Genomic DNA, 17345 nt, shown 5'->3' on the forward strand with positions numbered 1-17345 from the left:
TCAGTCCTCCTTGAGAGGGATTTCAGCGGCCCGTTCGGCGGCCTTGCGGGCGCCGGGGCGGAGTGTGAAGGCGACGACGGCCAGGAAGAACAGCGTCATGGCGAGCAGGCCCCAGCTGTCGGCGAAGTGGCGCATGGCGGTATAGGTTTCCATGGTCCACCTCCTCAGCGGTAACCGCTGGCATCGTCATAGGTGGAGAAGTCCACCAGCGTGCCGAGCATTTGCAGATAAGCGACGAGCGCATCCATTTCGGTGAGCTTCGTGGGGTCGCCGTCGAAGTCGCCAAGCTTGGCCTTCGGATAGCGGGCCTCCAGGCCGGACGTGTCCGCGTTCGGATCCGCCTGCGCCTTGATATCGGCCGCCGCGTTCTCGATCATCTCGTCCGTATAGGGCACGCCCACCTTGCGGTTGGCTTCGAGATGCAGGGTGATGTTCTTCACCTCCAGCGGCGTCTCCTTGAGGAAGGCGTAGCTCGGCATCACCGATTCCGGCACGACCGAGCGCGGCTCGATCAGGTGCTGGACGTGCCACTCGTTCGAGTAGCGGTCGCCGACGCGGGCGAGATCGGGCCCCGTGCGCTTCGAGCCCCACTGGAACGGATGGTCGTACATCGACTCCGCCGCCAGCGAGTAGTGCCCGTAGCGTTCCACCTCGTCGCGGAACGGGCGGATCATCTGGCTGTGACAGACGTAGCAGCCCTCGCGGACATAGATGTCGCGGCCCGCCAGTTCGAGCGGCGAATAAGGCCGCATGCCCTCCACCTTTTCGATCGTGTTCTCGAGGTAGAACAGCGGGGCGATCTCGACGATGCCGCCGATGGTGACGACCAGGAGCGAGCCGACGAGGAGAAGCGTCGCGTTGCGTTCGAGGATCGCGTGTTTGTCAAGAATGGACATGGTGTCCCCTCCTATTCGGCCGGCTGGAGCGCGGGTGCGGCACCCGGGATCGGGGCTTCGTCACGCTGGTAGCCGAGGATTGTCATGGTCACGTTGTAGGCCATGATGAGCGCGCCTAAGAGGAACAGCCCGCCGCCGACGGCGCGCAGCACGTAATAGGGGAACATCGCGGCGACGGTTTCGGCGAACGAGTAGACCAGGAAGCCCTGCTCGTCGTATTCGCGCCACATCAGGCCCTGCTGGATGCCGGCGACCCACATGACCGCCGCGTAGACGACGATGCCGAGCGTGGCGAGCCAGAAGTGCCAGTTGACCATGCGGATCGAGTACAGCCGTTCGCGCTTCCACAGCTTCGGAACGAGGAAGTAGACCGCGCCGAAGGTGATGAGGCCGTTCCAGCCAAGCGCGCCCGAATGCACGTGGCCGATGGTCCAGTCCGTGTAGTGGCTGAGCGAGTTGACCGACTTGATCGACATCATCGGGCCTTCGAAGGTCGCCATGCCGTAGAAGGCGACGGCCATGACCATCATGCGCACGATCGGGTCGGTGCGGATCTTGTCCCAGGCGCCCGAGAGCGTCATCAGGCCGTTGATCATGCCGCCCCACGAGGGCATCCACAGCATGATCGAGAAGACCATGCCCAGCGTCTGCGCCCAGTCCGGCAGCGCCGTGTAGTGCAGGTGGTGCGGGCCGGCCCAGATATACATGAAGATCAGCGCCCAGAAGTGGATGATCGACAGGCGGTAGGAATAGACCGGGCGGTTCACCTGCTTGGGGATGAAGTAGTACATCATGCCCAGGAAGCCGGCCGTCAGGAAGAAGCCCACGGCGTTATGGCCGTACCACCATTGCGTCAGCGCATCCTGCACACCCGAGAAGGCCGAGTAGCTCTTCACGCCCAGGAACGACACCGGGATCGCCAGGTTGTTGACGATATGCAGCATGGCCACCGTCACGATGAACGACAGGAAGAACCAGTTCGCCACGTAGATGTGCGGTTCCTTGCGGGTCATGATCGTGCCGAGGAAGGCGACGAGATAGGCGACCCAGACGACGGTGAGCCACAGGTCGACATACCATTCCGGCTCGGCATATTCCCTGCCCTGCGTGATGCCGAGCAGATAGCCGGTGGCGGCCATGACGATGAAGAGCTGGTAGCCCCAGAACACGAACCAGCCGAGATTGCCGCCGAAGAGGCGCGCGCGCGACGTGCGCTGCACGACATAGAACGACGTCGCGATCAGCGCATTGCCGCCAAAGGCGAAGATCACCGCCGAGGTGTGCAGCGGGCGCGTGCGGCCGAAGTTCAGCCAGGGTTCGATGTTGAGATCGGGAAAGGCCAGTTGCAGCGCGACCACGACGCCGACCAGGAAGCCGACGACGCCCCAGAAGACGGTGGCGATGACGCCGTATTTCACGACCTCATCGAAGTAACCGCCATCGTCAGACGAGGCTGCGATCTTGGCCGGGGCGAAGGAAATGCGCCGGATCATGAAGACCGTGCCCGCCAGGAGCACGAAGAAGAGGACCCACATATGGGCCCCGAAAAGCTTGTCCTGGGCAAACGCCGCGCCGAGCAGCGCGAGGAATGCGCCCACGGCAAGGACGATTGTTTCCGTTGTGTATTTCATCGTTGGCATCCCCCAACTCTCGAATGTCCCGCATAAGCCGTTCCCACGCGGAATCGGCCTTTGCGCTCGAATGAGCCTTCGCAGATGCGCACGCCAGCATCCTTGACATGGATCAAGGCGCAGATCGGAAGCCGGGGTCATCAAAGGGACAGGTTGACGCAGCCCGCCCTGCGACGCGCGGCATCCAGAAAACGAGGACATATGAGATGACGGACCACACTGGTATTGCCCGGCTGCTTTCGGACCGCCCGATGGATGCCGTTTCGCTCGACTGGTTGAAGAAGGCCCACGACGCGCAGCTCGCGCTGTGCGCGGCGCTGGAAGACATCGCCGACAGCCTGCCGGCCAACATCAACCGGCAGAAATGCATGTACGCCGCCAAATCCCTGATTCCGCTGGTCAACGGCGTGCATCGCTATGAGGAGGAAACGCTGTTTCCCCTGCTGGAGAAACTGCGCGCACACGACGACGAACTGACGGAAGCCATCGCGCGGCTGAAGTTCGAGCATGTCGAGGACGAGTGTTTCGCCGAGGAGCTCACGGACACGCTGACGCGGCTCGGCAGCGGTGACGCCGGGGTCAACGCGGAAGCGGCAGGCTACATGCTGCGCGGCTTCTTCGAATCGATCCGGCGCCATATCGCCTTCGAGCAGCAGTTCATGCTGCGCGGGCCGCTCGCCTCATGAGGGGGCTCACGCCGCCATCGGGTCGCGCGACAATTCCTGGAAATCATGGAGAACGAGGATGGCGCCGATCACGTCGCCGGCCGCCGATAGGCAGGGCGTCATGCGGCAACGGGTGACGGCGCTGCCGCGCCCGCTGGATATATAATCGTATTCCATCACTTCGCCGGCAAAACAGCGATCGAGATGCCGCTTCACGCGTGACTCGAAGCGCTGGAGGCCGATGAATTCGACGATATGCCGCCCCACGAGATCGATGGGCTTCTGGCTGAAGCGGCTGGCATTGAGCGCGTTCGAATAGATGTAGCGGTAATCCGTGGTAACGACGGCAACGCGATCGGGCAGGCTGTCGAGGATCGCTTCGTTCAGAAGGCCGTCCTCCGTGACGCGCGACACGCCGCTCGGGCGTATGGCATCGATCGCCGGAACGGAAAACGGACCTGCCGCCTCCTGCGTGCCGAAATACCTGTCGAGCAAAATCTTGAGGCTTTGCGCCTGCCGAAGCACGCAGGCCCTGTCGTCGGCATCCTCCCGCAGGAGATCCAGCGCGAACTGGAACTGACAGCGAAGGTCGCCAACATTCTGCGCCTCCTGCTGGAGCACGGCGGCGAGCGCCGGTTCTATTTCCCTGTCCAGCATGGAGATGAGTTTCTCATCTCCCGTTCTTACAGCATACTGTAGTTGCGAATACTTAAACCAGAACAACTCTATAAGAGCTTTCAATTCTTGCTCCCCAAAATTGCCGAGAACTACAGCAATCAGCCATTCATATTATCATACTATTGGGAACGGGATTCCTCTCTTGCCTGACACCTCCCCGAAACCGCCATCCAAAGCGCTTACATTAGCAAAATGGTAACAGCGTCGGAAAAGATGTCAAACGACAATTTTAAAGAAACGAGCTGAAGTACGTACGTAAAAGCAAAGTTCTAATAAAAAATGATAAGCCTTCAAGTAATAAGGCTGTGCTTGATATTCCAGCGATCATGATACCAGAGCCACTGGCCCGGATATTCGCGCACCCATTGCTCCACCTTGTCGTTCAGCATCTGCGCTGTGGCATCGACGTCGACGGCGCCGTTCGGCTTGCGCGGAACGCTCATCGCCGGCTCGATCTCCAGGCGGTAGCGATTGCCGGGAAGCCGGATGGAGCGGGCCGGATAGACCTCGCAGTCGAACTGGCGGACCAGCTTGGCGAGCAAAGGGTTGGTCTGCACCGGGCGGCCGAAGAACTGCGTCGGCAGGCCCCGGGTGAACTTCTGGTCGACGAGCACGCCCACCGGCTGGCTGGCTTCCAGCTTGCGCGCCAGCGTGAAGGACGAACCGGCATGAGACGGCACCAGCCCGCCCATGCGCGCGCGGCGGAATTCGAAAACCTTATCGGCGACGTAGGGGTTGTTCGGCGGCCTGAACAGCACCGTCACGTCGAGCCCGAAGGCCGCGCCCGCGACCGGCAGGAGCTCGAAATTGCCGGTATGGGCCGTGAAGACGATGAACGGGCGCGGGTTGTCCCGAAGGTCGACGAAGATCGGAATGCCGGACACTTCGACACGGCCGGGTGTCGAGCGCGCCGGATCGAAATCGAACAGCTTGTCGAGGAAGACATATTCGGCGGCAAGGCGGCCCATATTGCCCCAGGCGTCGAGCGCGATCGCCTTGATATCCTCGTCCGTTTTTTCCGGGAAGGCATTGCGCAGATTGGTCAGGGTCAGCTTGTGGCGCTTCGTCTTGGGACCGATCCAGCGCGCGACCCGGTCGGCGAAGTTGATCGCACCATCCGCCGGCAGCAGCTTCAGGAGGTTGAGCAGACCGAAGGCGAATTGCGCCTCCAGCCATTGCTTCGTGTTCCTAAGCGCCAGAACAAAGCGGGTGATGATCATCTTCACGGCAATCAGTCCAGCTTGAGGACGATCTTGCCGAAGATCTGGCGCGATTCCATGCGCTCCAGCGCCGTCGCGATGCCGTCGAAGGTGACTTCCGTGTCGATGACCGGATGCACGACGCCGCGGGCCATCTTCTGCATGGCATCCGCCATGTTTTCCATGCGGCAGCCGAAGGAGCCGAGCAGCTTCAACTGCTGCTGGAAGAGCATCATCAGGTTCATGTCGGTCGAAACGCCCGACGTGGAGCCGCAGGTGACGAGGCGGCCGCCGCGCTTCATGGAGAGCATCGAGCCGGCCCAGGTATCCTTGCCGACATGTTCGAAGACGACGTCAACGCCCTTCTTCTTCGTCAGCTTGCGCACCACGCCCTCGAAGCGATCCTCGCGGTAGTTGATGACGTGATCGGCGCCGAGCGCCTTGGCCTTCTCGATCTTGTCGTTCGAACCGACGGTGGTGATGACGGTGCAACCGGTCTTCTTGGCAAGCTGGATCGCAGCCGTGCCGATGCCCGAGCCGCCGGCGTGAACGAGGATCGTCTCGCCGGGCTGAAGCTTGGCATTGTCGAACAGCATGTGCTCGACCGTGCCGAAGGTGACGGGCGCGAGTGCCGCCGCAACCGCATCGATGCCGGGCGGTGCTGGCACGAGCAGGCGGGCGGGAAGGTTGACCTTTTCCTGCGCGAAGCCGTCGAGATGGAAGCCATGCACGCCGCCGACATGTTCACAGAGATTGTCGCGCTTCTCGCGGCAGGGCTTGCAGAGGCCGCAGGTGCGCGCGCCGTAGATGGACACGAGCTGGCCGGGCAGCACGTTGGACACGCCCGGACCGAGCGTTTCGACGACGCCGGCGGCTTCCGCGCCGATGACCAGCGGCATCTTGCGCTTGGCGAAGGCCATGCCGCGCCAGCCCCAGACATCGATATGGTTCAGAGCGACGGCCTTGACGCGCAGGGTCACTTCACCCGGGCCGGGCGCTTCCGGTTCCGGGATGTCGGTGATTTCGAGCTTGCGGTCGTCGAGAAGCTGCAGGGCACGCATGGTCAATTTTCCTGTCAGGCCGGTTCGGCCGTCATCACGAGGCTGGCGTTCTGGCCGCCGAAGCCGAAGGAGTTGGAGAGAACCGCCGTGACCTGCGCATCGCGCTTCACGTTCGGCACGACGTCCAGCTGGATGGTCGGGTCGGGGTTCGTGTAGTTGATGGTGGGCGGAAGCGTCCCGGTCAGCATGGTCTGGATCGAGAACACGGCCTCGACCGCACCGGCCGCCGTCAGCGTATGGCCGATCATCGACTTGTTGGACGAAACCGCGATGCCCGCCAGACGGTCGCCGAAGACGGTCGACATGGAGAGATACTCCATCTTGTCGTTTTCGGGCGTCGACGTGCCATGGGCGTTGATATAGCCGATGCTGCTTTCGTCGATGCCGGCATCTTCCAGCGCCGCACGGATGGTCGCGATGGCAGGACCGCCGTCCGGCGACGAGCGCGTGCGGTGGAAATGATCCGCCTTCTCGCCGCAACCCCTGAGGATGCCCAGCACCTTGGCGCCGCGGGCAATGGCCGATTCCAGCGATTCCAGCACGAGCGCCGCCGCACCCTCGGCGATGACGAAACCGTCGCGGTCCTTGCTGAACGGCTTGGAGGCCTTGGTCGGCGGGTCGTTCTGCGTCGACAGCGCGGACAGAAGCGCAAAGCGGATGAGTGCCTCGGCGGTCACGGAGCCGTCGGTGCCGACGGTGAGCGCGCGCTCCGTGCGGCCCTGGCGGATCGCCTCGACGCCGAGCTGGATCGCGGTCGCACCGGAGGCGCAGGCGGTCGAGAGCGTCACCGGCAGGCCGCGCGTGCCGTAGCGGTCAGACAGGCGCTCGGAGATCGAACCGAAGGACCAGGCCTCGTGCAACGCCGGGCTCGGCTGTTCGCGGAGCACGGACAGGAAGCGGTCATAGGCGTCGCCGGGGCGCTGCGAGGCCGGCGCCCGGTCGGCGAGCGCGAAGCGGTCGCGCCAGTCGGGCTCGATGGGCGGCGCGGCCAGAAAGAGCGGGCCGCCGAAATCCCCGGAAATGCCGGCCTGCGCCAGCGCCTCGTCCGTCGTCTCGCGGGCATAGGCGTAGGAACGCTCGACCGGGTTTTCGACGGGCACTTCGATGAAATCGACCGTGCCGGAAATGCGGGTGTTGAGCCCGTCGACCGGAAAACGCGTGATGGCGTGGATGCCGGAGACGCCACCGGTCAGCGCGGCCCAGTTGTCCTTGAGGCCCTGCCCGAGCGAGGTGACGACACCCATGCCTGTCACGGCGACGATGGGGCGACCGAGATGATCCCTGTAAGCGGCTTTGCTCATGGCCCTACCCTCACTTCTCTGCGGAAAGGATTGCGACGCCCTCGCCGCGCGAATGACCGACCGTGGTGACGACGGCGGTTGCGGCGGGTGCGCTCATGGCGGTCTCGGCGGCCGTGTCGAAGGGCGCGACCGTGATGCCCGCACCGAGCGTCAGCGCGGCGAGCGCCAAACCCAGCGGGAACTGTGCCTCGAGCGACTGCCCGATGACGCCGCTGTAGCCGCGCACGGCGCTGCCTTCGAAACGGGTGCCGAGCCAGGCCTTTTCACGGGCCGTCACATCATGCGCGCCGGAGGCGCCGGAGAAGACGATGGTTTCGGCGCCGGCCTTTGCCCCGTCGGCCAGCTGCTCCAGGCGCGCTTCCAGACGGCCCGCGTCGCGCGAACCGCGGTCGCCGCCGATGGCGTCGATGGTCGCGTAGATGCGTGCGCCGCGCGCCTCGGCATGCGCGCGCGATTCGAGAATGAGGAACGCTGCCGCCGAACCGGTGATGATACCGCCGCCGGCCGTCTCGTCACGCGACCACAGGGGCGTCCAGCCGCCCGTGGCATGCGCGCCGATCGCCTCGTAAAGCAGGATGACGTCCTGCCGCTCGGCCACCAGCGCACTGCCGACCAGCGTGTGCGTCGACTGGCCGGACCGGATGCGGTGGAAGGCCGTCTCGATGGCGCTGATGCCGGCCGCTTCCTCGCCCATGAAGGTGCGCGACGAGCCCGTGACCTTGTGCACGATGGAAATGTTGCCGGCGAGCAGGTTGGAAAGCTGCGCCAGGAAAAGCGTCGGCCGCAGCTCGGTCGTCAGCTTCTCGTTGAGCAGGTGTTCGCGGTCGTTACGCTTCAGGCCCTCGTCGACGATGAGCGAATCGACCGTGATGTCGCGCTCGCCGCCGCCGGCCGCCACGATCATGTCCATGGTGCCGCAGGCGTCCGCATCGTCCTTGAAGCCGGCATCGTCAAGCGCGAGGCCGGCGGCGAAGACGCCGAGGCGCTGCCAGTTTTCCATCTGGCGCTGGTCGCCACGCTTGGGAATCTGCTGGTTCCAGTCGATTTCCGGCATGGGATGCACGGGATAGGGCGAAAAACGCTCCGTCTCGATCTTCAGCCCGGGCGCTGCGGCCGCGCCGAGGATCTGCACATGCGCCTCGGCGCCGACACCGTGACAGGTGACAATACCCACGCCGGTGATGACAACATCGTTGTTCGCCTTGGCCATACTCACTTCCCTTCAGCAGACGCAGCTAGCGCCTCCAACAAACCCACCTCTTCGGCGCGCTTGCGCACGATATCGGCAAGCGGCACCTCGGCAAACGGCATGGTGCGCAGCTTCAGCTGCGTGTCGCATACCTTCTTGCCGGCCGACGAAATCTTCGCCTTCGTCACGGCGTAGCCGGATCCCTCATGCTCCAGCACGACCTCGATGTCGAGCACCGCATCGGGTTCGACGAAGGTGCGCATCTTCGCGCCGTCCACGCTCATCAGAAAGGGCATGGCGGCGAAATCCGATGCGCCCAGCACGAGAAAGCCGGATGCCTGCGCCATGGTCTCGATGAGGAGCACGCCCGGAACGAGCGGCATGCCGGGGAAATGACCTTCAAAGACCGGGCTCTTGGACGGAACGACGGAGCGGGCCTTCAGGATGCGGCGCGCAGCATCGACGGCTTCCACCCGGTCGATCATCTGGAAATATTCTAGCAGCATCGGATTAGCCTTTGCCGAAAATCGAAAGGCCTGCCGAAGACGGCAGGCCGATAGCCCTCTGCGCCGGGGTCGTCCGGAACATCGCCGCCGGAAAGGCGGCCGGGCGCCGCGTATCAGGCCTTGGCGGCCCGCAGTTCGTCGATCTTCGCGCAGAGGTTCTTCAGGACGAAGTATTCTTCCGTCGCAACCTTGCCTTCATTGACTTCCTGCGTCCACTGTTCCAGCGGGATCTTGATGCCGAATTCCTTGTCGATCGCAAAGACGATGTCGAGGAAATCGAGGCTGTCGATGCCGAGATCGTCGATCGTGTGGCTTTCCGGCGTGATCGTCTCGCGATCGATCTCGCTGGTTTCAGCAATGATGTCGGCAACCTTGTCGAATGTAGCAGTCACGCCCATACCTCATGAATCTATAGTCGCGCGATCCTATATGGAAAACCGACGCGATTGCCAATGGGGTTGATGAGGGACCTGCATTCCCCGCAAGGCTGTGTTGCCGCGGCAACAGCCCTCACACGGCAATGGAGTGCCGTCCCCGGCCGCTGGCAAGATGCGCATCGAAGGTGGCGGCCACCGTGCGGGCAAAGGGCCGCCCGGCCGGCGTCAGCGTGAAGCGCTCGCCCTCGAACGCCGCCAGACCATCCCGATCCGTCGCGACGAAACGCCCTGCCTCCCCGCGAATGACGGCGAAAAATGCCGGATGCCGTTCCGCGAGGTCGGCCAGCGAGAAGCCGAAATCGCACATAACGCGTTCGATGACCCAGGCGCGGGCGCGGTCTTCCTCGGTCAGGATGTAGCCGCGCACCACCGCAAGGCCGCCCTCCTCCACGCGGCGCAGATATTCACCCGTCGCCGGCATGTTCTGGATATAGCCCTGCGGCAATTGACCAATGGACGATGCGCCGAGCCCGATCAGCGCATCCGCCCGGTCGTCCGTATAGCCCTGGAAATTGCGGCGCAGCGTTCCCTCCCGCGCGGCCACGGCGAGCCGGTCAGCCGGCAGCGCGAAATGGTCGATACCGATCGCCTCGTAGCCGGCCGAAACCAGCATCTCCGCCGCCATCGACATCTGCTCGAAGCGCGCCACGATGCCGGGCAGCGCGGCCTCGGCGATCATCGTCTGGTGCTTCTTCATCCACGGCACATGCGCGTAGCCGAACAGCGCGATGCGATCAGGCGCAAGCGAGATGACGGCGCGCACGGTCTCGGCCATCGTCTCCAGCGTCTGGTAAGGCAGCCCGTACAGGACGTCGCAGTTGACGGAGCGTACGCCCCGCGCCCGTGCGGCCTCCACCACGCCCCGCGTCTGTTCGAAAGTCTGGATGCGGTTGATGGCCTTCTGGACCTTGGGGTCGAAATCCTGGATGCCGAGACTGGCGCGCGTCATGCCGATGGCCGCGAGCGCGTCGTGCCTTGCATCATCGAGATCGTTCGGATCCATTTCCACCGAGACCTCGGCCTCCGGGGAAAAGGCGAAATATCGTGCAAGACAGTCCTTCAGCGCCACGAGGTCGTCGGGCCGCAGCATGGTGGGCGAACCACCGCCGAAATGCAGCGCCGTCACCGGCGCCGCGCGCGAGACAAGCGCGCCGACGGACGCGATCTCCGCGTGCAACCCCTTCAGATAGGCCTCCACCGGCTCGTAGCGCAGCGTGTGCTTGGTGTGGCAGGCGCAGAACCAGCACAGCCGGTCGCAATAGGGAATGTGGGCATAGAGCGACAGCCGATTGGCAGAACCCAGGGTCGCGAGCCACCCGGCATAGGCATCCGGCCCCACGCTCTCGTCGAAATGCGGCGCGGTCGGATAGCTCGTGTAGCGGGGAACCGGCGCGGAAAGGCGTTCTACGAGTGCGTCCTGCATGATCATCTCCTTGCTGATCAGGCAAATAAACCCGAAACGCCCCGCGCCATTTGATTTTGATCAAGTGAAAAGCCGATTGGATGGGCTAGGATTTGACAATAGTCAGAAAGCGCTATTTTGCCGCTGCGCGACACTCTTTATGTTGGCGGCACCTTGCGATAGCACGGCAGCGTTGTGCCATCGGGCCAAAGGAAATTGACATGGAAGTTCGTCGCCAAGATATCCACAATTCCGATATCCCGGTGGTCTGCCGCGCCTGCGAGGCGCGCCACGGCGGCGTCTGCGGCGTGCTGACGCCCGAGCAGCTCGGCGAACTCAACAAGCACTCCTCCCGCCATCGGCTCGACACCGGCGCCGAAGTGATCGGCCAGGGCGAGACGGTGGTGAACTATTCCAACATCATCCGCGGCGTCGTGAAGCTGACCAAGGTGATGGCCGATGGCCGCCAGCAGATCGTCGGCCTGCAATTCGCACCCGATTTCCTCGGCCGTCCCTTCCTCGAGGAAAGCGCCATCACCGCCGAGGCCGCGACCGAAAGCGAGGTCTGCAACTTCCCGCGCCAGGTGCTCGACCGCCTCGTCAGGCGGACACCGGAGCTGGAGCACAAGCTGCATCGCCAGGCGCTCAAGGAGTTGGACGAAGCCCGCGACTGGATGCTGACGCTCGGCCGCAAGACGGCGCAGGAGAAGGTCGCAAGCTTCCTCCACCTGATCGCCACCCATGTCGACCCGGAAAACATCGAGACCACCGTCTTCGACCTGCCGCTCTCGCGCGCCGACATCGCCGATTTCCTCGGCCTGACCATCGAGACGGTCAGCCGCCAGTTCACCAAGCTGCGCAAGGAAAACGTCATCCGCATCGAGAACAACCGGCATGTCAGCGTGCCCGACATGGACCGCCTCATGCGCTATGCCGGCAATGACTGACGATACTAGAGCATTTCCGGTGAAATCCGGTTCACCGGAAATGCTCTAGATTCCTGTTTTTACCGCATTATCCGACGCCGAAGCGACTTCGCTTCGGCTGGAAATGCTTTAGCGCGTGATGACGATGCGGGTGTTCGGCAGGCCGTGGCGGTTGGCCAACTGGTAGAACGTCGCGGCATCGTTCGGCGAAAGCCGCACGCAGCCATGTGACGCCGGGCGACCGAGCCGCCGCGTCTCATAGGTCGCATGCACGGCATAGCCGCCCTTGAAGAAGATCGCATAGGGCATCGGTGCATTGTTGTACTTGCGCGAACGGTGGTTGCGCGACGCCCACTTCGCCGACCAACTGCCCGTCGGCGTGTTGAAGCCCTTGCGGCCGGTCGAGACGCGCCAGCGGTGCTTCACGACGCCGTTCTGAGTAACGGTCATGGTCTGCGAAGAAAGATTGACCTGCGCCACCAGATTGGCTGCAAGCACCGTCTCTGTCTGGAACAGAACAAGAAGAAATGCGACGGCAGTCGCAAGAAAACTACGCATGATTTCCCTCTCTATCAATTTTCGAAATGCTGAACGTCATGTCTCCCGATGGCACAGAATATAGACGTTTCATCCTTCCGCAATATTGACGGGGATGGCGAAAACAAAACGAAGTTAAGGTATAAAAATTTAGCGAATACCGGATGCTGGCGACGGAGCTCTACGTCCCCCGCTTAAACAACAGCACCGCAGAGCGCTAGAACAAGTATCGTGGCAGACAGTGCAACGCAGGCCGCCGAGAAGATGCGCAGCGCAAGATCCATGTCGGCGGGGGTGGCCGTGGTGCGGCCGCTGGCGTTCATCATGGGTTCGTCGACGCGCTGGCCGCCATAGATGCGGGGGCCGGCAAGGCCGATGCCGAGCGCGCCGGCCATGGCCGCTTCCGGCCAGCCGGAATTGGGCGAACGGTGCAGGCCGGCATCCCGCAGGGCGGTGCCGACGGCGAGCCGCGCGGAGGCCTTGCCCTTGGCCAGCCAGGCGCCGGCGGCGATGAAGAGGACCGAGAGCCGCGCCGCCGGCCAGTTGGCGAAGTCGTCCAGCCGGGCGGAGGCCCAGCCGAAGTCCAGATATTTCGCGTTCCTGTGGCCGATCATCGAATCGGCGGTGTTCAGCATCTTGTAGGCGAACAGGCCCGGCAGGCCGAACAGCACATACCAGAAGGCCGGCGCGACGACGCCGTCGGAAAAGTTCTCCGCAAGGCTTTCGATGCCGGCGCGGCAGACGGCAGGCTCGTCGAGCGTTGCCGGATCGCGACCGACGATCATCGACACCGCGCGCCGCCCGCCTTCGAGTCCGCCCTGTTTCAAGCCCTCCGACACGGCGCGGACGTGATCCAGCAGGCTTTTCTGGGCAAGGAAGATCGCAACCACGATGACCTCCGCGAGCATGCCAAGCGGCCCGATTACGGCCAGAAGACGGTGCATGACGAAGCCGAGCAGCACGCTCGCGACGAGCAGGACGGCGATGCAGGCCGCACCATTGAAGCGCCGCGTTTCGGCGGACAGGCGCTTGCCGTTGAACAGCCGATCCATCAGGCCGATGGCCTGGCCGAACAGCACGACCGGATGCGGCACGCGCCGCCAGACCGCATCGGGATCGCCGATCAACCGATCCAGCACGAGCGCGAAAAAGAGGATGAAGAGCGTCTGCGTCATCGGTCAGCCCGCAAAATCACGAAGGGCCGCTGCCAGACGGGTGTCGGACGCCTCATCCGGCGTGAGACCGAAGCGCAGCCAGCGCGCATGATAGTCGAAGGGACGCACGAGGATATGGTGGCGGCAGAGATGCTGGTGCAGGGCCTTGGCCGACGCGTGTTCGACCAGCGAAAACAGGCCGGTGCCGCCGGCCGACACCAACCCGGCTTCGGCAAGGACCTGATCGAGCGCCGACTTGCGCTGCTGGATGGCATGCCGGATTGGCGTCGTATCGGAGGCCATCAGCGTTGTCGCGATGGTCAGCGCCGGGCCCGACACGGCCCAGGGTCCGAGGCCATCGGCCAACGTTTCCAGAACGGCGGACGGTCCGGCGACGAAGCCCAGCCGAAGGCCGGCAAGGCCGAAGAATTTTCCGAAGGAGCGGAAGACGAGAAGACCGGGTCTGTCATCGCCGGCAAGCGGCGCGATGCAGTCATCGGGCCGCATATCGCCGAAAGCCTCGTCGACGAGCAAAATGCCGCCCGACGCCTCGACCCGGCGATGGAGGTCCAGAAGGGTTTCGCGCGGGACGAAGCGGCCATCCGGATTGTTCGGATTGACGACCACCACGAGGCCGTGCGCTTCCGTCACTGCATCGATGCCGTCCACCCGGTCGACGGCGATGCCGGCATTCTCCAGCACGCGGGCATATTCGCCATAGGTCGGCGACAGGACGGCGGCGCGCCGGCCCGCCGGCACAAGGCGCGGCAGAAGCTGGATGACGGATTGCGTGCCGGGCACGGGCAGCGGCAGGACGTGCGGCGTGCGATAATAGCGGGCGGCGGCGGCGCGAGCGGCGTCCTGCCGATGCCGATCCGGCAGGCGATGCCAGGCGGCGGCGTCGATCTCGGGAACGGCGACGGGATTGGGGTTGATGCCGGTGGAAAGATCAAGCCAGTCCTCCGGCTTGCCGCCGAAGCGCGCCGCCGCCGCGGCAATACCTCCGCCATGGACAATAGGCGGCGCGGTCATGCCGCCACCGGCGCGACGTCGATGAGATGCATGTAGGAGCCGCTGATCGTGTCGCGACGGAGGCCGGCCTGGCCGAGATCCTCGCCGACGGCATCGGTGACGGCAAAGAGCCAATCCGCATCGCCCTCGTGCAGCACGGTCGAATAGTGGAACTCATGCGCCGTCATGGGGCCGGCAAAACCGGAACCTGCCAGCGGCGTGACGCGGCGATAGCCGAGATGGCGGCGACGCTCGGCAAAGCTGGTGACGAGCGGCAGAAGCCCGAGCATGGCGTGCCTGGTGCCATCCGCCGCGACGATCCCCTCTCCCAGAATCATGTAGCCTCCACATTCGCCATAGACACGCGCTCCCCGGCGCGCCGCCGCCTGCATGCCTAGGCGGAATTGGGCGGCATTGGCAAGGGCGCCAGCGTGGAGTTCGGGATAGCCGCCAGGAAGATAGACGGCATCGGCGTCTGCGTGGGGCGCCTCATCGGCCAGCGGGGAAAAGAAGGACAGGGCCGCACCCGCTGCGCGCCATCCCGCCAGCAGATGCTCGTAGGAGAAGGCGAAAGCGCGGTCGCGGGCCACGGCGATATGCGCGCCAAGCGGCGGCAGGCGCGACACAGCAGGCGCGGCGGGCGGCGCGCGTCGTGTCTCCGCCACGGCGGCGAGGCGCTGGAGATCGCAGCTGCGGCGAACGACCGCTGCCGCATGGGCGATGAAGCCCTCCAGCGCCGCGTGCTCGCCGGCCTGGACGAGACCGAGATGGCGCTCCGGCAAGGCGAGTGCGGCATCGCGCCCGAGCACGCCGAAGATTTCAACCCCGCCCGCCTCCAGCGCGCCGCGCAGCATCGCCTCGTGCCTGGCGCTGCCGACCTTGTTGAGGATGACGCCGGCGACATGGATATCACGGCGATACCCTCGATAGCCGTGCACCAGTGCGGCCACGGATTGCGACATGCGGCTGCAATCCACGACGAGCACCACCGGCAGACCGAGCATGGCGGCGAGGTCGGCGGGCGTGCCGGTGCCATCCATGGCGCCGTCGAACAGGCCCATCATCGCCTCGACGAGCAGGAAGCTGCCCTCGCCCGCCTGGAGCGCGGCATTGGCGCGGATGAGGTCCGGCCGCATCGCCCAGGGATCATAGTTGAAGCAGGGTCTTCCGCTGGCGGCGGCGTGAAACGCCGGATCGATGTAATCCGGCCCCGCCTTGCCGGAGACGAGGTCGAACCCGGTGTCGGCAAAGGCCCGCGCCAGTCCCAGCGTCACCGTCGTTTTGCCCGATCCGGAGGCAGGTGCTGCGATAAGCAATCCGCTCATGCCGGGTCCTTGAGCGCGCTCACCCCGAACGGGTCGGGCGCAAGCCTGCGGCCGGTCGTCAAGGCGCCGAGCCAGTCGAGCGAGGAGCGCAGGCGCACGACTTCGCCGACGACAACGATGGCGGGCGGCTCGATTCCGGCCGCCGCCATATCCGCCTCGGCGCGGGCGAGAGACGTCTCCAGTACCATCTGTTCGGCGGTCGCGGCATTGCAGACGAAGGCGACCGGTTCATCCGGCGCGCGGCCGGCCGCCATGAGATTGGCGGTGATCTGGCCGATATGCTTCATCGCCATATACATGACGATAACCGGCGAGCCCTTGGCGATGCCCTCCCAGTTGATGCGATCGGGAACGACGCCGGAGGAATCATGGCCCGTCAGGAAGGTGACGGCGTGGTTGACCTCGCGGTGTGTGACCGGGATGCCGGCATAGGCAAGACCGCCGATACCGGCGGTGATACCCGGCACGATGCGGAAGGGAATGCCGTGCTCGATGAGCGTGAGCGCTTCCTCCCCGCCACGGCCGAAGACGAAGGGATCGCCACCCTTCAGCCGCAGCACGCGGTTGCCCGCCCGCGCCAGTTCGACCAGCCTGAGCGAGATGTCGCGCTGCTTGTGCGAGGGTTTGCCGCCGCGCTTGCCGGCAAATTCCAGCGTTGCGCCCGGCCGCGCAAGCGACAGGCATTCGGCATTGACGAGCGCGTCATGCACGATGACATCGGCCTGCTGCAGCGCATTGGCGGCATGCAGCGTGAGAAGCCCGGGATCGCCGGGCCCCGCGCCGACCAGCCAGACGCTGCCTTTTTCGATGACCGGAAGAGCGGAGAACAGGGCGTTCATCACACGCGCTCCCTTGAATCGATATGCGAAGAGGCCGAATCGGTTTGCGAGGAAAGCGCCGCAAACGATTGAGATGATTCGGCGATGGCAACGGTCGCATGGGCGGATTTCGTCTTGCCGCGCACGAGCCGCGCATTCTCACCCGCCTGCGCCAAGGCGGCGGCCTCCGCCACGCCGTGGCAGCCGGTATGGGCAAAGACGATATCGGACGGATTGGCGAGGCGCGGTGTCTCCGCTTCGAGGCGCGCGGCCGTAAAGGTCACGAGCGGGACGCCGTAATGGCGGGCAACGGCCTGCATGGCCGGCTCCCCGGCCCGCACATCCAGCGTGGCGACGAAAGCGATATCGCCCGGGCGATCGACGACGGAGATGGCAAGCGCGACAAGTTCTTCGGGCGGCGTGCCGCGTTCGCAGCCGAGGCCGAGGACAAGCCTTCGTCGTCCGGTGTCTGGGGATGGGGCCGCAGCGCGCATGGCAGTCTCTCGCAAAATTCCGCGCGAAAGGGCCCGGCTTCGCCGTCTTCCGACAGTTCCGGCTATGGCCCCGCCTGGGTCGGCCGCACCGGACACCGCTCGGCCCGCCTGGCGG

At 64.6% G+C, this 17345-nt stretch carries 19 protein-coding genes; 2 read left to right on the forward strand and 17 right to left on the reverse strand.

What is annotated here, in order from left to right:
* Genes K6301_RS08475 through ccoN form a run of 3 tightly spaced genes read right to left on the reverse strand, consistent with a single transcriptional unit; the run spans nucleotide 1 to nucleotide 2527 of the window.
* Nucleotides 1-153, reverse strand: a complete 153-nt coding sequence (locus tag K6301_RS08475) for a CcoQ/FixQ family Cbb3-type cytochrome c oxidase assembly chaperone (RefSeq protein ID WP_023513312.1) — start codon at nucleotides 151-153, stop codon at nucleotides 1-3.
* A gap of 11 nt (nucleotides 154-164) precedes the next feature.
* Nucleotides 165-896 (reverse strand): cytochrome-c oxidase, cbb3-type subunit II, encoded by a 732-nt coding sequence (gene ccoO, locus K6301_RS08480; RefSeq protein ID WP_247216099.1) that lies wholly within the window; start codon nucleotides 894-896, stop codon nucleotides 165-167.
* Nucleotides 897-907: 11 nt separating this feature from the next.
* Nucleotides 908-2527 (reverse strand): cytochrome-c oxidase, cbb3-type subunit I, encoded by a 1620-nt coding sequence (gene ccoN / locus K6301_RS08485; protein ID WP_247216101.1) that lies wholly within the window; start codon nucleotides 2525-2527, stop codon nucleotides 908-910.
* 206 nt (nucleotides 2528-2733) lie between these two features.
* Between ccoN and K6301_RS08490 the strand changes: the two genes are divergently transcribed.
* Nucleotides 2734-3213, forward strand: coding sequence for a hemerythrin domain-containing protein (locus K6301_RS08490; protein ID WP_247216103.1), 480 nt, complete (start codon nucleotides 2734-2736; stop codon nucleotides 3211-3213).
* A 6-nt stretch (nucleotides 3214-3219) separates the two neighbouring features.
* Here K6301_RS08490 and K6301_RS08495 read toward each other — a convergent pair whose 3' ends face one another.
* The 8 genes from K6301_RS08495 to hemN form a co-directional block, all read right to left on the reverse strand.
* On the reverse strand, nucleotides 3220-3849 hold the full coding sequence (locus K6301_RS08495; protein WP_247216104.1) for a PAS domain-containing protein: 630 nt from the start codon (nucleotides 3847-3849) through the stop codon (nucleotides 3220-3222).
* Between the two features lie 311 nt (nucleotides 3850-4160).
* A complete protein-coding gene (locus K6301_RS08500) occupies nucleotides 4161-5090 on the reverse strand; it encodes a lipid A biosynthesis lauroyl acyltransferase (protein WP_247220545.1) in 930 nt (309 codons plus the stop codon).
* An 11-nt stretch (nucleotides 5091-5101) separates the two neighbouring features.
* On the reverse strand, nucleotides 5102-6130 hold the full coding sequence (locus K6301_RS08505; RefSeq protein WP_247216107.1) for a zinc-binding dehydrogenase: 1029 nt from the start codon (nucleotides 6128-6130) through the stop codon (nucleotides 5102-5104).
* A gap of 14 nt (nucleotides 6131-6144) precedes the next feature.
* Nucleotides 6145-7431: a beta-ketoacyl-ACP synthase gene (locus K6301_RS08510; RefSeq protein WP_247216109.1), complete on the reverse strand. Its 1287-nt coding sequence runs from the start codon at nucleotides 7429-7431 to the stop codon at nucleotides 6145-6147.
* A 10-nt stretch (nucleotides 7432-7441) separates the two neighbouring features.
* Nucleotides 7442-8641 (reverse strand): beta-ketoacyl-ACP synthase, encoded by a 1200-nt coding sequence (locus tag K6301_RS08515; RefSeq protein WP_247216111.1) that lies wholly within the window; start codon nucleotides 8639-8641, stop codon nucleotides 7442-7444.
* A gap of 2 nt (nucleotides 8642-8643) precedes the next feature.
* Nucleotides 8644-9126, reverse strand: coding sequence for a 3-hydroxyacyl-ACP dehydratase FabZ family protein (locus K6301_RS08520; RefSeq protein WP_247216113.1), 483 nt, complete (start codon nucleotides 9124-9126; stop codon nucleotides 8644-8646).
* A gap of 113 nt (nucleotides 9127-9239) precedes the next feature.
* Nucleotides 9240-9524, reverse strand: coding sequence for an acyl carrier protein (locus K6301_RS08525; RefSeq protein WP_134650064.1), 285 nt, complete (start codon nucleotides 9522-9524; stop codon nucleotides 9240-9242).
* A gap of 112 nt (nucleotides 9525-9636) precedes the next feature.
* A complete protein-coding gene (gene hemN / locus K6301_RS08530) occupies nucleotides 9637-10986 on the reverse strand; it encodes an oxygen-independent coproporphyrinogen III oxidase (protein ID WP_247216115.1) in 1350 nt (449 codons plus the stop codon).
* A gap of 200 nt (nucleotides 10987-11186) precedes the next feature.
* On the opposite strand from hemN, the gene K6301_RS08535 reads away from it, so the two are divergent.
* A complete protein-coding gene (locus tag K6301_RS08535; RefSeq protein ID WP_134650066.1) occupies nucleotides 11187-11912 on the forward strand; it encodes a Crp/Fnr family transcriptional regulator in 726 nt (241 codons plus the stop codon).
* A gap of 108 nt (nucleotides 11913-12020) precedes the next feature.
* Here the strand turns inward: K6301_RS08535 and K6301_RS08540 are convergent, their stop codons facing one another.
* From K6301_RS08540 to K6301_RS08565, 6 genes are all read right to left on the reverse strand, one after another.
* Nucleotides 12021-12449: a L,D-transpeptidase gene (locus K6301_RS08540; protein WP_247216117.1), complete on the reverse strand. Its 429-nt coding sequence runs from the start codon at nucleotides 12447-12449 to the stop codon at nucleotides 12021-12023.
* A 173-nt stretch (nucleotides 12450-12622) separates the two neighbouring features.
* Complete coding sequence (cbiB, locus tag K6301_RS08545; protein WP_247216119.1) at nucleotides 12623-13603, reverse strand: adenosylcobinamide-phosphate synthase CbiB; 981 nt, start codon at nucleotides 13601-13603, stop codon at nucleotides 12623-12625.
* Nucleotides 13604-13606: 3 nt separating this feature from the next.
* Nucleotides 13607-14614 carry a threonine-phosphate decarboxylase CobD gene (cobD, locus tag K6301_RS08550; protein WP_247216122.1) on the reverse strand — a complete coding sequence of 336 codons (1008 nt, stop codon included), beginning with the start codon at nucleotides 14612-14614 and terminating at the stop codon, nucleotides 13607-13609.
* Complete coding sequence (locus K6301_RS08555; RefSeq protein ID WP_247216124.1) at nucleotides 14611-15918, reverse strand: cobyrinic acid a,c-diamide synthase CobB; 1308 nt, start codon at nucleotides 15916-15918, stop codon at nucleotides 14611-14613. Before K6301_RS08555 ends, cobD begins: the two co-directional genes overlap by 4 nt.
* Entirely contained in the window at nucleotides 15915-16757 is an 843-nt protein-coding gene (cobA, locus tag K6301_RS08560) for a uroporphyrinogen-III C-methyltransferase (RefSeq protein WP_247216126.1), read from the reverse strand. Before cobA ends, K6301_RS08555 begins: the two co-directional genes overlap by 4 nt.
* Nucleotides 16757-17230, reverse strand: coding sequence for a cobalamin biosynthesis protein (locus K6301_RS08565; protein ID WP_247216128.1), 474 nt, complete (start codon nucleotides 17228-17230; stop codon nucleotides 16757-16759). The genes cobA and K6301_RS08565 overlap by 1 nt, the downstream gene beginning before the upstream one ends.
* Nucleotides 17231-17345 lie beyond the last annotated feature (115 nt).

The sequence above is a fragment of the Shinella oryzae genome, assembly GCF_023038235.1.
Lineage (GTDB): Bacteria > Pseudomonadota > Alphaproteobacteria > Rhizobiales > Rhizobiaceae > Shinella > Shinella sumterensis.